Source organism: Paenibacillus sp. NRS-1782 (assembly GCF_050467685.1).
GTDB lineage: Bacteria > Bacillota > Bacilli > Paenibacillales > Paenibacillaceae > Paenibacillus > Paenibacillus terrae_A.
In genome coordinates, this window is sequence record NZ_JBITPH010000044.1 from 14,975 (window position 1) to 28,340 (window position 13,366).

General features: G+C 47.1%; 12 protein-coding genes and 1 tRNA gene. 11 read left to right on the forward strand and 2 right to left on the reverse strand.

The genetic code is table 11. The features are described 5' to 3' along the window. Window positions 1-165: 165 nt before the first annotated feature. From ACIFQM_RS17335 to ACIFQM_RS17375, 9 genes are all read left to right on the forward strand, one after another. A complete protein-coding gene (locus ACIFQM_RS17335; RefSeq protein ID WP_430039927.1) occupies window positions 166-1,944 on the forward strand; it encodes a tetratricopeptide repeat protein in 1,779 nt (592 codons plus the stop codon). Between the two features lie 40 nt (window positions 1,945-1,984). After that, on the forward strand, window positions 1,985-2,938 hold the full coding sequence (gene trxB, locus ACIFQM_RS17340) for a thioredoxin-disulfide reductase (RefSeq protein ID WP_430039925.1): 954 nt from the start codon (window positions 1,985-1,987) through the stop codon (window positions 2,936-2,938). 288 nt (window positions 2,939-3,226) lie between these two features. Beyond that, window positions 3,227-4,177 carry an ROK family glucokinase gene (locus tag ACIFQM_RS17345; protein ID WP_430039923.1) on the forward strand — a complete coding sequence of 317 codons (951 nt, stop codon included), beginning with the start codon at window positions 3,227-3,229 and terminating at the stop codon, window positions 4,175-4,177. A gap of 54 nt (window positions 4,178-4,231) precedes the next feature. After that, window positions 4,232-5,131 carry an RNase adapter RapZ gene (rapZ, locus tag ACIFQM_RS17350; RefSeq protein WP_430039921.1) on the forward strand — a complete coding sequence of 300 codons (900 nt, stop codon included), beginning with the start codon at window positions 4,232-4,234 and terminating at the stop codon, window positions 5,129-5,131. A 12-nt stretch (window positions 5,132-5,143) separates the two neighbouring features. Further along, window positions 5,144-6,130, forward strand: coding sequence for a gluconeogenesis factor YvcK family protein (locus ACIFQM_RS17355; protein ID WP_430039919.1), 987 nt, complete (start codon window positions 5,144-5,146; stop codon window positions 6,128-6,130). 5 nt (window positions 6,131-6,135) lie between these two features. Next, window positions 6,136-7,080, forward strand: a complete 945-nt coding sequence (whiA, locus tag ACIFQM_RS17360) for a DNA-binding protein WhiA (RefSeq protein ID WP_014279171.1) — start codon at window positions 6,136-6,138, stop codon at window positions 7,078-7,080. Between the two features lie 135 nt (window positions 7,081-7,215). Next, window positions 7,216-7,485 (forward strand): HPr family phosphocarrier protein, encoded by a 270-nt coding sequence (locus ACIFQM_RS17365; protein ID WP_013368811.1) that lies wholly within the window; start codon window positions 7,216-7,218, stop codon window positions 7,483-7,485. A gap of 271 nt (window positions 7,486-7,756) precedes the next feature. Next, window positions 7,757-8,515 carry an SIMPL domain-containing protein gene (locus ACIFQM_RS17370; RefSeq protein ID WP_430039957.1) on the forward strand — a complete coding sequence of 253 codons (759 nt, stop codon included), beginning with the start codon at window positions 7,757-7,759 and terminating at the stop codon, window positions 8,513-8,515. Window positions 8,516-8,757: 242 nt separating this feature from the next. Continuing rightward, complete coding sequence (locus ACIFQM_RS17375) at window positions 8,758-9,870, forward strand: PdaC/SigV domain-containing protein (protein ID WP_430039915.1); 1,113 nt, start codon at window positions 8,758-8,760, stop codon at window positions 9,868-9,870. 128 nt (window positions 9,871-9,998) lie between these two features. On the opposite strand, the gene clpP is transcribed toward ACIFQM_RS17375, so the two are convergent. Then, complete coding sequence (gene clpP, locus ACIFQM_RS17380) at window positions 9,999-10,595, reverse strand: ATP-dependent Clp endopeptidase proteolytic subunit ClpP (protein WP_430039913.1); 597 nt, start codon at window positions 10,593-10,595, stop codon at window positions 9,999-10,001. A 209-nt stretch (window positions 10,596-10,804) separates the two neighbouring features. Continuing rightward, window positions 10,805-10,879, reverse strand: a tRNA-Arg gene (locus ACIFQM_RS17385). A 237-nt stretch (window positions 10,880-11,116) separates the two neighbouring features. On the opposite strand from ACIFQM_RS17385, the gene ACIFQM_RS17390 reads away from it, so the two are divergent. Both ACIFQM_RS17390 and gap read left to right on the forward strand, forming a co-directional pair. Then, window positions 11,117-12,154 (forward strand): sugar-binding transcriptional regulator, encoded by a 1,038-nt coding sequence (locus ACIFQM_RS17390; protein WP_430039911.1) that lies wholly within the window; start codon window positions 11,117-11,119, stop codon window positions 12,152-12,154. Window positions 12,155-12,240: 86 nt separating this feature from the next. Further along, window positions 12,241-13,251 (forward strand): type I glyceraldehyde-3-phosphate dehydrogenase, encoded by a 1,011-nt coding sequence (gap, locus tag ACIFQM_RS17395; RefSeq protein ID WP_014279176.1) that lies wholly within the window; start codon window positions 12,241-12,243, stop codon window positions 13,249-13,251. Window positions 13,252-13,366 lie beyond the last annotated feature (115 nt).

Sequence of the window (13,366 nt, forward strand, 5' to 3'; positions counted from 1 at the left end):
GCGTGCGGCTATTTGGCTTTTTCACTCATTTTCCAGCGGCTGGGCCAGAGTTTGGTTCCGTTTTTTGGGATGAGGTATACCCTACTGTCAAGTCGTTTTGAAGTTGTGGTATACTGAAGGGTATGAACATGACAGTTACAGTTAAAGGAGGTGCCTTGGTTATTTATGAAAGGGAAACATCTGCGAGCTTCGGGACCTAGCCCTAAGATTATTGTTTTGCGTTTCGACGCATCTTTCTTTTTTGAGAAAGCTGTGCGCTCGCTTGATCGCAATCATTATGACAAGGCATTGAAATATTTTCGCAAAGCCGTTGAATATGAACCGGATAATCCGGTGAATCATTGCAATATGGCGGGTATATTATCAGAGATGGGGGATTATGCAGGCTCGAATGAGATCCTGTCCTCTGTTCTGAGCGACGTAGACCCGTCGATGACAGAGTGTTACTTCTATATGGCTAATAATTACGCCAATATGGAGCAGTTTGAAGAAGCGGAGAAAGCCTTGGTCACGTATTTGGAGGAGGACGAGGAAGGACAGTTTCTCGATGAAGCCGAGGAAATGATGGAGCTGCTCTATTATGAGCTGGACCGTCCAACCAAGCTGAACCGTATTAAGGCCCGGCAGGGAGTGGTCGAGCATGATCAGGCCCGTGTATTGCTGGAGGAAGGAAAGTTTGCGCAGGCAGCCCAATTGCTTAAGCAAATTTCTGAGGACCAGCCGGACATGTTCGCTGCGCGGAACAATCTGGCGCTGGCGTATTACTATATGGGACTGTTTCAAAATGCGAAGACTACCATTCTTCGGGTGCTGGAGGATGAACCGGGTAACTTGCATGCGCTGTGCAATCTGGCGATCTTTTATCAGCATGAGGGAGGCGGTCCGGAATTGGATCGCCTGATCCAAACGTTAACGGTAACCATACCATTTCAGGAGGAGCAGGTATTTAAGCTAGCTACTACAATGGGGATTCTCGGACGTCATGAGGAGGCCTACAGACATTTTCGCAGGTTGCTTCAAGGTGACGGAGAGAATAATGATGATGCCTCCCTGTACCATTATACGGCGGTGGCTGCCAGCAATACGGGGAGATATGCGGAAGCCCGGCGGTTGTGGGGTCATTTGCAAAAGCAGGATGCTTCCTCGGAAGTTCCGCGGTTTTTCCTGTCCCGGCTGGGGGAGCTCCAGCAGGAGGGTACACCGCTGCAAGTTCTCAGCTACCATTACCATCTCCCCTTTGAAGAACAATTCCGCATGTGGGAGAAGTTTGGAGCTGATCAGGTGCCTGACAGTATGAAGCGGGATCCGCTAATCCGGTCTTCCTTCTTCTGGGCGTTACGCCACGGCGATCGAGCGACCCAGCTTCAAGTCATTCAGGCGCTAAGCCTGATCGGTGACGATGAGGTGAGGCAGGCATTGGAATTCTTCGTAGAAGACCCGGATCAGGAAGGCGAGTTGAAACGTCGTGCCTTGCAAGTATTGCAAGAGCTGACGGAGCCGTCAGTTAAGGACATACAGGAGACAAATCAGGAAACGGAGCGACTTCTGCGACCAGAGTCAGAGAAGGTTCACCACGTATCCGAAGATGAGGTGTCTGCCCATTCAACTGTCCATCCGGAATGGCAGGCAGTGCTGGATAAGGTACTTGCCGTGATGAGCAAGTCTGATCCGGTCATGCAGCGCGATTTGAGGTCACTTTGGCTGGAATATCTGGATCGGCTTGCCCCGGAAGTCCCAATTGTTCAGCATACTGAGGGATGGGCAGCGGCGCTGGAATACTTGACAGCCAAAATGAATCATCATTCGGTGACCTATCAGGAAGTAGCTGACCGTTATGGTATTTCCGTATCGACCGTAAGCCGCTATGCACGCCAGATTGACAGCGTGTGTGGTATCAAGCAGAAGATGAAACAGCCGCTCTCCACGTTTAAAAAGCAGGTCTGAGACCTGCTACAAACACCACTTAAAAGGAGGCAACAAACGTATGTATAAATCCATAATTATTGGTACAGGTCCTGCAGGCTACACAGCAGCTATTTATTTGGCGCGCGCAAACATGAATCCACTGATCATTGAGGGAATGCAGCCCGGCGGGCAGCTTACCACAACGACTGAAATTGAAAATTTCCCGGGTTTTGAGCAAGGTATCCTCGGACCTGAGTTGATGGATAACATGCGCAAGCAGGCCGAACGCTTTGGCGCTGAATTTACTTCTGGCTGGGTAGAGGAAGTGGATTTCAGCAAGCGCCCTTTTAAAGTGAAGGTAGAGGGGAGAGGCATCATTGAGGCGGAGTCGGTGATTATTGCTACAGGAGCGTCCGCCAGATATCTTGGTATTCCGGGTGAGCAGGACAACGTGGGACGCGGAGTCAGCACTTGCGCGACCTGCGACGGCTTCTTTTTCCGTGGGAAAAAAATCATCGTAGTGGGTGGCGGCGATTCAGCCATGGAGGAAGCAAGCTTCCTGACCCGGTTTGCTTCCAGCGTAACCTTGGTTCACCGTCGCGATGAGCTGCGGGCGTCTAAAATTATGCAGGATCGCGCACGGGAAAATGAAAAAGTACAATGGGCGTTAAACCGGACTCCTGTGGAGGTCGTAACGGGAGAGACGGGATTAAAGGGCTTGAAGGTACACAATAATGTGACGAATCAGGATGAGCTGCTGGAGGCAGATGGTGTGTTCGTGGCAATCGGACATACGCCTAATACGGGCTTCCTGAATGGTCAAATCAGTACAGACGATCATGGCTATATTCAAGTGAAGCCAGGAACGACAGAAACGAACATTCCCGGGGTGTTTGCCTGTGGGGACGTGCAGGATAACCGTTACCGTCAAGCCATTACGGCTGCGGGAACAGGCTGCATGGCGGCTATGGATTGCGAGAAATATCTCGAAGGCAACGCTGTTCATGACTGGAGCGAAACACTGGATCAATAAAGAAAGCTACAGGATACAATTTGGCTAAGGTGAGGGCGATGGTTAGGCCCTGTTAAGCCGTGCCTTAGATTCAGGAAGAGAAAGCCTGCTGCATCTGCACAGGCTTTCTCCTTTTTATGGATAATGGGACCTGAAGTTCTGCTAATCCTATGCTTTCCAACAGGGAAGTGTCCTTGACCGTAACGGGGGCTTCAATTATAGTTGGAACGTAGGTAACTATTATAAGTCAGGATTTTAATCATATATTTCATACACAGTTTTTAAGTAAACATAAAGGTGGCTTGGAACATGTCTGAAAGTATCTATGTGGGTGTCGATTTGGGCGGTACAGCAATCAAGGTGGGCATTTGTAATGAAGACGGACAGCTTTTGCACACATACGAAGGACCAACGGAAACAGCTAAGGGCGTAGACGTTGTGATCAGCAATATCGAAAAATATGTGCGGCACATTGTTGAGCAATCTCCCTATGAATGGGATCAACTGAAGGGTGTCGGAGCGGGCGTTGCCGGTTTTACGAATGTTCGCGAAGGCATTATAGTCCTCGCTCCCAATATTGGCTTTCGTGACGTACCGATTCGTGCACTGTTGGAGGAACGGATCGGCAAGCCTGTAAAAATAGATAACGATGCTAACGTCGCTGCACTTGGTGAAGCTTGGGCTGGGGCGGGCAAAGGCATAGAAAACTGCGTATGCTATACCCTCGGTACGGGTGTAGGTGGTGGTATTATTATTAATGGTAAAATATATCAGGGCTTCTCAGGTATGGCCGGAGAAATTGGCCACATTAGCGTCGTACCGGATTTGGAGGCCATTCAGTGCGGCTGCGGCAAAATGGGCTGTCTGGAAACCGTATCTTCCGCAACGGGAATTATCCGAATGGCACATGACGCTGTAGAACGTGGAGATCGAACTTCCCTGGCGTTGGTAGATCAAATCGCAGCCAAGGAAGTATTTGATGCAGCCAAGGCCGGGGATGAGGTTGCATTGCGTATTGTGAAGCGGGCTGCCTTTTATTTGGGTAAATCTATGGCAGCGGTTGCCGCCGTGCTAAACCCGGAGCTGTTTATTGTAGGCGGTGGTGTTTCCAAAGCAGGTGATTTCTTGTTCGAGGAGATGCGTCTGGTATATGCCAAATTGACACCTGAGCCACTCCAGCAAGCGGTATCTATTGTTCCGGCAGCGCTTGGCAATGACGCAGGTATCGTAGGAGCAGCGGGTTTGCTGCTACGATACTGATCCATAGGTTACTGACATAGAGTGTGTTGAAGCAAAAAGGAGAGGGAAGTCCATATGACAGACAACCTAAAAAACGCTGCGCCGTGGGCAACACTCATTATTATTACGGGAATGTCAGGCGCAGGGAAGACCATTGCAGTGCAAAGCTTGGAAGATTTGGGTTTCTTCTGCGTTGATAATTTACCGCCTGTGCTGATTCCCAAGTTTGCTGAACTAATTGAGCAGTCCAACGGTAAGATAGGCAAAGTGGCGTTGGTGATTGACTTGCGTGGACGAGAATTTTTTACGGCTTTATCGGAATCATTGAACTATATTAAGGATCATTTTACGATTCATTGTGAGATTTTGTTCCTGAATGCCAATGACGGTGTTCTCGTACAGCGATACAAGGAAAGCCGTCGCCGCCACCCGCTTGCTCCGGATGGTATGCCTTTGGACGGAATACGGCTGGAGCGCAAAATGTTGGAAGAGCTGAAAAGCTCAGCAACACAAGTCATTGATACAAGTGTGATGAAGCCTGCAACCTTAAAGGCGCGGATTATTTCCCGATTTTCTCATCTGGAGAGCAGCATGCTTTCCGTAAACATTACCTCGTTCGGTTTCAAATATGGTATTCCCATTGATGCTGATCTTATATTCGACGTGCGTTTCCTGCCCAATCCTCACTATGTGGACCAATTGCGGCCACACACCGGACAGGATAGCGATGTATATGATTATGTTATGAAATGGCCTGAGACTCAGGCATTTTTGACCAAGCTGCTGGATATGTTACATTTTTTGATTCCGCAATACCGCAAAGAAGGCAAGAGCCAGGTCATTATTGGTATCGGCTGTACCGGTGGTAAGCATCGTTCTGTCGCGATATCTGAATATTTAGGAAAAATGCTGGGTGCCAGTGAAACAGAATCCGTTTCTGTTTCACATCGGGATGCTGAACGTGACCGGCATTAATGAGGTGAAAATATGAGCGAGACCGGATCACAACGGGAGCGCCCTCGTATTGTTGTTATGGGTGGCGGAACCGGCTTGTCCGTCATGCTGCGGGGGTTGAAACAAAAGCCACTGGATATTACGGCTATTGTTACAGTCGCTGACGATGGCGGAAGCTCCGGGATATTGCGCAGTGAGCTGCAAATGCCCCCTCCGGGGGATATTAGAAATGTACTGACTGCACTGGCTGATGTAGAGCCGGTGATGTCCGATATGCTGAAATACCGCTTCGGCGCAGGATCAGGCTTGGCAGGCCATAGTCTGGGCAACCTGATTTTAGCGGCGATGACCGATATATCGGGAGATTTTGTGACGGCGGTGCGTGAGCTTAGCCGTGTATTTGCTGTACGGGGGCGTGTGCTGCCGGCGGCTGAAGAAGGCGTTGTGCTGAGTGCCGAAATGGAGGATGGCACGGTGGTTACCGGTGAATCCAAAATTCCGGAAGCGGGCGGCAGAATCAAACGTGTTTTTCTTGAACCGACTCACGTGGAGCCGTTGCCTGAGGCTGTAGAGGCCATTAATGAAGCCGATGCGATCCTGATTGGTCCTGGCAGTCTGTACACCAGCATTTTGCCCAACCTGCTCGTACCGAAGCTTGCAGAGGCTGTAGTGAAATCTGACGCCATCAAAATATTCGTCTGCAACGTTATGACTCAGCCGGGCGAAACGGATGGATATACCGTGGGAGACCACTTGCAGGCTATTTATGAACATGTAGGGCATCAATTGTTTGATTATGTAATCGTCAATAATGGAGAAATTCCGCCTCAAGTACAGGAAATGTATGCCGAGCAGGGAGCCAAGCCAGTTCAAGTAGATATGGGAGAGCTGACTGACCGGGGCTATAAAGTGGTTGCAGATACGCTTGTTCTGTTCCGCACCTATTTACGGCACGATGCCGACAAACTGAGCCAGCACATTTACCAATTGGTACAAAACTGGATATTAAGAAGGAGGTGAGTCCCTTGTCCTTTGCGGCACAAACAAAAAAAGAGCTTACGATGATCGAGAGCCAGCCCTGCTGTGAAAAAGCAGAATTATCTGCACTCATACGTATGCTCGGGTCCGTCCAGCTGTCCAATAAAAGGGTGATATTGGATGTATCCACAGAAAATGCCGCGATTGCAAGGCGGATTTACTCCTTGATCAAAAAGCATTTTCAAGTTCATATCGAGCTGCTTGTACGGAAAAAAATGCGTCTGAAAAAAAATAACGTGTACATTGTCCGCATTCCAAGCGGTGTACAAGAGCTGTTGAAGGATCTTTACATTGTATCAGAAGGGTTCTTGTTCACGGACGGGATTAATCGGGATATCATTCGGAAAAACTGTTGTAAGCGGGCTTATTTGCGTGGCGCTTTTATGGCAGGTGGGTCTGTGAACAATCCAGAGGGATCGTCTTATCATCTGGAGATTTCCTCGATGTATGAGGAGCATTGCCAGGCACTGGTCGATCTGGCGAATGAGTTTCATCTGAATGCCCGCTGCATTGAGCGAAAAAAAGGCTTTATTCTCTACATCAAGGAAGGCGAAAAGATCATTGAGCTACTCAGCATCATTGGGGCGCATCAGGCTTTGTTCAAATTTGAGGATGTCCGCATTATGCGTGATATGCGCAATTCCGTAAACCGGATTGTTAATTGCGAAACGGCTAATCTGAACAAGACGATTGGAGCTGCTGTCCGGCAAATTGAGAATATAAAGTTGCTGGAGAGGGAAGTCGGTCTGGATACGCTGCCAGATAAGCTGCGTGAAGTGGCGGAAATACGTCTGGCTCATCCTGACTTAAATTTGAAAGAAGTCGGGGAAATGCTCAAAGGGGTCGTGAGTAAATCGGGTGTCAACCATCGGCTTCGTAAAATTGACGAGATGGCTGACAAAATCAGGGGAGAAAACGGCCTGATTCCTTAAAAGGAGTGTCTGTGGGGCTTCAGCCCCGGATTTTTTAGTTTTTTTTCTAGTGTCTGTCCCGGGTTAATGTTATAATGTGATAAATAAAATGGAGTAAGTAGTGTCCAGATTTATTTGATGAGGGGGAAAGCTGACATGTCAAAACATCCAGTAGTTGTACGCTTGAAAACAGGACTGCACGCCAGACCTGCTGCGTTGTTCGTACAGGAAGCAAATAAATATTCATCTGAGATTTTTGTGGAAAAAGAAGACAAAAAGGTTAATGCCAAGAGTATTATGGGTATTATGAGCCTTGCCATCAGTACAGGAACTGAAATTAACATTAGTGCTGAAGGTGCGGACGCCGAGCAGGCTGTAAACGCTTTAGTAAGTCTGGTTAGTAAAGTAGAGCTGGAAAATCAATAAACAAACATTTGCTTTGTGATATGGTAAATGCTCTTAGTGAAAAGCCCCTTTGGGGGCTTTTTTTGTACCCGAAAAAACAGAGTGGGCAATCCCCTGTTGGGCTGCTACAATGTGGTCTCTTTGAATATCGGCGCTGTGTTTAGCCCAAGATAAAAGAAGTTTACATTCTGTGATGGTACTCTGTTTCGAAAATGTGGTGCCTAACTGCAACCTTTTCCCTTAGTTTCCGTCTGGAAGGTACACACATCATCAAGAAAAGAGGGCGAATATGATGAAGCATTGGACAAAAGCTGCAAATACAGCAGTTCTGGCAGGAGCATTATTGGCAGGAGTAGTAGCGGGAGGATTATGGACAGGAACAGATCGTGCCTATGCCGCGTCAACATCTACGACGGTAAGCAGTGTAATTAATGTGAGTGGCAGCGGGGAAGTATTGGTTAAACCCGATATTGCCTATTTATCCATCGGCGTACAATCTGAAGGAAATACAGCAGCCGCTGCCCAAAAAGCCAACGCCGTTAAAATAAGTAAGGTCACACAATTACTGAAAGAAAAGTGGAACATCAGTGCAGACGACATTCAGACGAGCCAGTTCTACGTGCAGCCTAACTATACCTATGACGAAAAACAGGGACAGAAGCTCAAAGGCTACATTGCCAACCATACGCTTTCCGTCAAGTACCGTAATTTGGATAAAATCGGTCAGTTACTGGATGAGGCTACACTGTCTGGAGCGAACAACGTGGATAATGTACGTTTTTCGGTAGAAAATTCCTCAGCTTATGAAGAAGAAGCGATTGCCAAGGCGTTGGGGAATGCTCAATCCAAAGCCAGTGCTGTAGCCAAGGCAACCAAACGTGGGCTTGGAAATCTCTTGAATGTAACGGTAGAGGGGGGAGATGCCCAAATCTTCACACAACGTGAGGCTGCTATGAGTAAGGCACTCATGGATACAAGTGGTGGAACAGAGATACAGTCTGGTCAAGTGACTGTGAAAGTCCAAGTGTCGGCACAATACGAATTGAACTAACGTACAGATGATAACGAAGCCACAAGCGCCCTGCTTTTTATTTGCAGGATGGCTTGCTGGCTTTTTTTATATGCCGAAACTATTTTGTCATGAGTCTGTAACGGCTGGCGCCTACTAGATGTACAGATTGAAATCGGGGAGTGTACAGATTGTAAACTACGAACATAGGGGTATAGATATAATAAGTAAAGTAATCAACACACTTAGGTTACACACATCTATAACAGGAGGAATATTTTAATATGAATAAGTATACGAAAAAATGGGGCTCTGCACTGCTAGCAGCGGGAATTTTAGCAGGAGTCGCAGTTGTTCCCGTTTCCTATATCGAGGCTGCTTCATCCAAACAACAGGCTACAGCACAGCCACCAGGTGTTTCTATCCAATGGAATGGTAAAACGTTGGCCACCAATGGAATTCAGGTGAACGGAAGCACATTGATTCCCGTAGCAGCGCTGCGCGACAGCCTAGGAATTCCGGTAAGCTATGATACCAAAACAGCGACATATACTGTAGGCAGCGGTTACAATATTCTTTACATCATGTCCCCTTCCTCCGATGGTTCCTATGTCAATGTCAATGGAATAAGCACACGCAACATGAGCGCCAAACAGATCGCCGGGAAGCTGTACATTCCTATGAGTCTGCTGAAAGACTATCTGGGTATTGATGCTCAGTGGAATGCAGCTCAGAAAACAGTGGTGTTAAGCAAAAGCCAGCTGAATCCGATCACGATTATGTCCCAATCTCTTCCGGCTTCGAGTGACTCTAAGGTGAACTACAAGGTCAACTATCCGCAAATCAGTAATAGCCAGTTGAATGCCGAAGCTCAGCAGGCGATTAACGGTGTGCTTAAAAAACATGCGGAAGAAATGCTGGCGGCAGGCAAAAAGCAAGTGGCTGAGGGAGGCGCTACAGCGCAAAGGCCGTATGAGTTTGGCAATGATTTTGCAATTGCCTATAACAAGGGTGGTATTTTAAGTGTAATTATGCAGGATTATTCGTATACAGGTGGTGCGCATGGCATGGCCGCCCGTAAAGGGTATACGTTCTCGCTGTCCGATGGCAAACAGCTTCAATTGCCTGACGTGCTGAAAGCTAGCCCAAATTATAAAAAGTTCCTCAATAGTGACCTGAAGAAAAAAATGGATGCACTTCAGGCTGACGCAGGAGGTTTCGGCGGATTTAAGGAGCTTGCAGCTAATCCGAATTTTTATGTAACCAATAGTGGGTTGACGCTTGTTTTTGATCTATACGAATATACACCATATGCGTATGGTATTCCTGAGTTCACCTACACGTTTAGCCAACTGTTACCTCAAGGTGGTAAGCCTTTCGTGAAACAGAATCCATAGTACAAATGGATAATAGTTGGAATATCTGTACACAAAAGAATAGTAAACGAAAAAAGCTGCCTATCGGATGCGAACATCCAGGGCAGCTTTTTTCGTTACTAGCTATTCAGAGGCCATAAGTCGTTCTCTTACACACCTTCTGGAGAGGAGCTAGTAAGCACTTTATCAATAATACCGTATTCCTTGGCATCATCAGCGGACATGAAATAATCACGGTCTGTGTCTTTTTCAATGCGCTCCAGTGGTTGGCCTGTGCGATCTGCGAGAATGCGGTTCAATTTGTCACGCATTTTCAGAATGCGGCGGGCGCGGATTTCGATATCCGTTGCCTGACCTTGTGCACCACCCAATGGTTGGTGAATCATGATTTCACTGTTTGGCAAAGCAAAACGTTTGCCCTTGGCACCGGCGTTCAACAAGAAAGCACCCATGGAAGCCGCCATACCTACACAAATCGTAGACACGTCAGGTTTAATGTATTGCATTGTATCGAATATGGCCATACCGGCTGTAATGGAACCGCCAGGGCTGTTAACATACAAGTGAATGTCTTTTTCAGGATCTTCGGCAGCCAAAAACAGCATTTGCGCAATAATAGAGTTGGCTACAGCGTCATTGACGTCCGAGCCCAACAAAATAATGCGATCCTTCAACAGTCTGGAATAAATGTCATAGGCGCGTTCGCCGCGGTTACTTTGTTCTACTACCATAGGAACATAGCTCACGTCAAAAAACCTCCCTTTAATATCGTTAATGGATTTGGTGGACATGCCGATTACACGTCCCTATTTATAAACTGTTACCGTATTAACCACATGATAAACAATTTCAAACAAAAAGTCAAAGAAAGTCAAACTATTAGTCAAAAAAAAGAGCCCTCTGCGCTCTTATTGGTTAAAACAGTATATAGAAGCATTTAAACATTCATATAAAATGGCGCGCCCGCGAGGAATCGAACCTCGATCTCAGGCTCCGGAGGCCTACGTCATATCCGTTGGACCACGGGCGCACAGCTAATTGGAAACAAAGATGATTATATGATATACGGCATTGAATTGCAAGCTTTTATTACGTGCGCATATTCACATAAAAAGTTGAGAAATATAGGTTCAGATAGACTTGCATGTGGAGCAAATATTGGGTAAGATATACGTGGGACTTAAAAAGTTAACCCGGGACGTTTTAAGACCAGTTAGTGATATAGCATTTAAGGGAAAGAACTTAGAAGTGTGCGGGAGTGGAAAGCATGCGAAAGATATTAGAAATACAGAAGCAGCTTCTGCCCGACCTCATGGATATTTTGAAAAAAAGGTACACAATCCTGCATCAGATTATGCTGTCCGATGTTATTGGACGCAGAACGCTGGCGGCTTCACTGAACATGACCGAGCGCGTGTTGCGCGCCGAAACCGATCTTCTTAAAGCCCAAGGGCTGATTGAGATTGAGAGTGTGGGCATGAAGGTGAGCAAAGCAGGACTGGATCTGCTGGAACAGCTGGAGCCGATTGCGAACAACTTGTTCGGTCTGTCCCAATTGGAGGATCAGATTCGTCTAGCCTATGGCTTGAGGAAGGTGGTTGTCGTTCCAGGGGATTCGGATGCTTCTCCTTTAACGAAGCAGGAGCTGGGCCGTGCTGGGGCAAAAGCGCTGCTGAGTGTTATGGACGACGAGGATGTGGTCGCCGTAACAGGTGGCACGACGATTGCCGACGTGGCGGACCAACTGACACTACCTGCTAATGGCCCACTTAAGGGCGGATGGTTCGTACCAGCACGTGGGGGTTTGGGAGAAAGCATGGAAATGCAGGCGAACACAATTGCTTCCACCATGGCTCGTAAGGTTGGCTCACAATACCGTCTGCTCCATGTACCGGATTTGCTCAGCAATCATGCTTACAACTCCCTGCTTGAAGATACGAATATTCAGGATATTTTAAGCCTGATTCGCGAGAGTCGGATCATCATTCACGGGATAGGCAACGCTATAGCAATGGCACGTAGACGCAAGCTCGACCCTGAAACCTTTGCCCAGATTAGCAGTGAGGGCGCGGTTGCCGAATCGTTTGGCTATTATTTTAACGAAGACGGCGTCGTTGTTCACAGAATGCTGACGCTTGGACTCCGTTTGGAGGATATCAGGCGTACCGAGACGGTTCTAGGCGTAGCTGGAGGTAAGAGCAAGGCGGCTGCTATTCATGCAGTGCTGCGTTTCGGGCAGGAAGATATTCTTGTCACCGACGAAGGCGCTGCTGCTGAAATTGTAAGCTATTATTTGAATGGTTGAACGGATTTATGAATTGTGTTGTCTTGACGGGCTTTCGGGTCTGTCTTGAATATATAAACTAAACGAACTTTGGGAGGAACTCACTCATGACAGTTAAAGTTGGTATTAACGGTTTCGGACGTATTGGACGCCTTGCTTTCCGCCGGATTCAAAACGTGGAAGGTATTGAAGTAGTAGCAATCAATGATTTGACAGATTCCAAAATGCTGGCACATCTGTTGAAATATGATACAACACAAGGTACTTTCCAAGGAGAAGTAGAAGTACACGATGGCTTCTTCAAAGTTAACGGTAAAGAAGTTAAGGTTTTGGCTAACCGCAACCCTGAAGAACTGCCTTGGGGAGACCTGGGTGTAGATATCGTTCTGGAATGTACAGGTTTCTTCACAACTAAAGAAGCTGCTGAGAAACATTTGAAAGGCGGCGCTAAAAAAGTTGTCATCTCCGCTCCAGCTACTGGCGACATGAAAACTGTCGTTTACAACGTAAACCATGAAATTCTGGACGGTACTGAAACTGTAATCTCCGGTGCTTCTTGCACAACAAACTGCTTGGCTCCTATGGCTAAAACTTTGCAAGACAAATTTGGTATCGTTGAAGGCCTGATGACTACAATTCATGCTTACACTGGCGACCAAAACACGTTGGATGCTCCACATGCTAAAGGCGACTTCCGTCGTGCTCGCGCTGCAGCTGAAAACATCATTCCTAACACAACTGGTGCTGCTAAAGCCATCGGTCTGGTAATTCCTGAACTGAAAGGTAAACTGGATGGCGCGGCTCAACGTGTACCAGTAGCAACTGGCTCCCTGACTGAGCTGGTAACTGTTCTGGAGAAAAACGTAACTGTTGAAGAAATCAACGCTGCGATGAAAGAAGCTTCCGATCCTGAAACTTACGGCTACACTGAAGACGAGATCGTTTCTTCCGACATCAAAGGTATCACTTTCGGTTCTTTGTTTGATGCAACTCAAACTAAAGTCCTGACTGTTGGCGACAAACAACTGGTGAAAACTGTAGCTTGGTATGACAATGAAATGTCCTACACTGCACAATTGATCCGTACGTTGGAATACTTCGCTAAATTGGCTAAATAAGAACAGTCTTATCGCGCAACATCATAGAGCGGAAACAGGTTATTGTTTCCGCTCTTTATATATCAAAATGTGCCTTAAATTCCTGTTTCGTAAAATTAAAAGGGTGCGGAGGAAT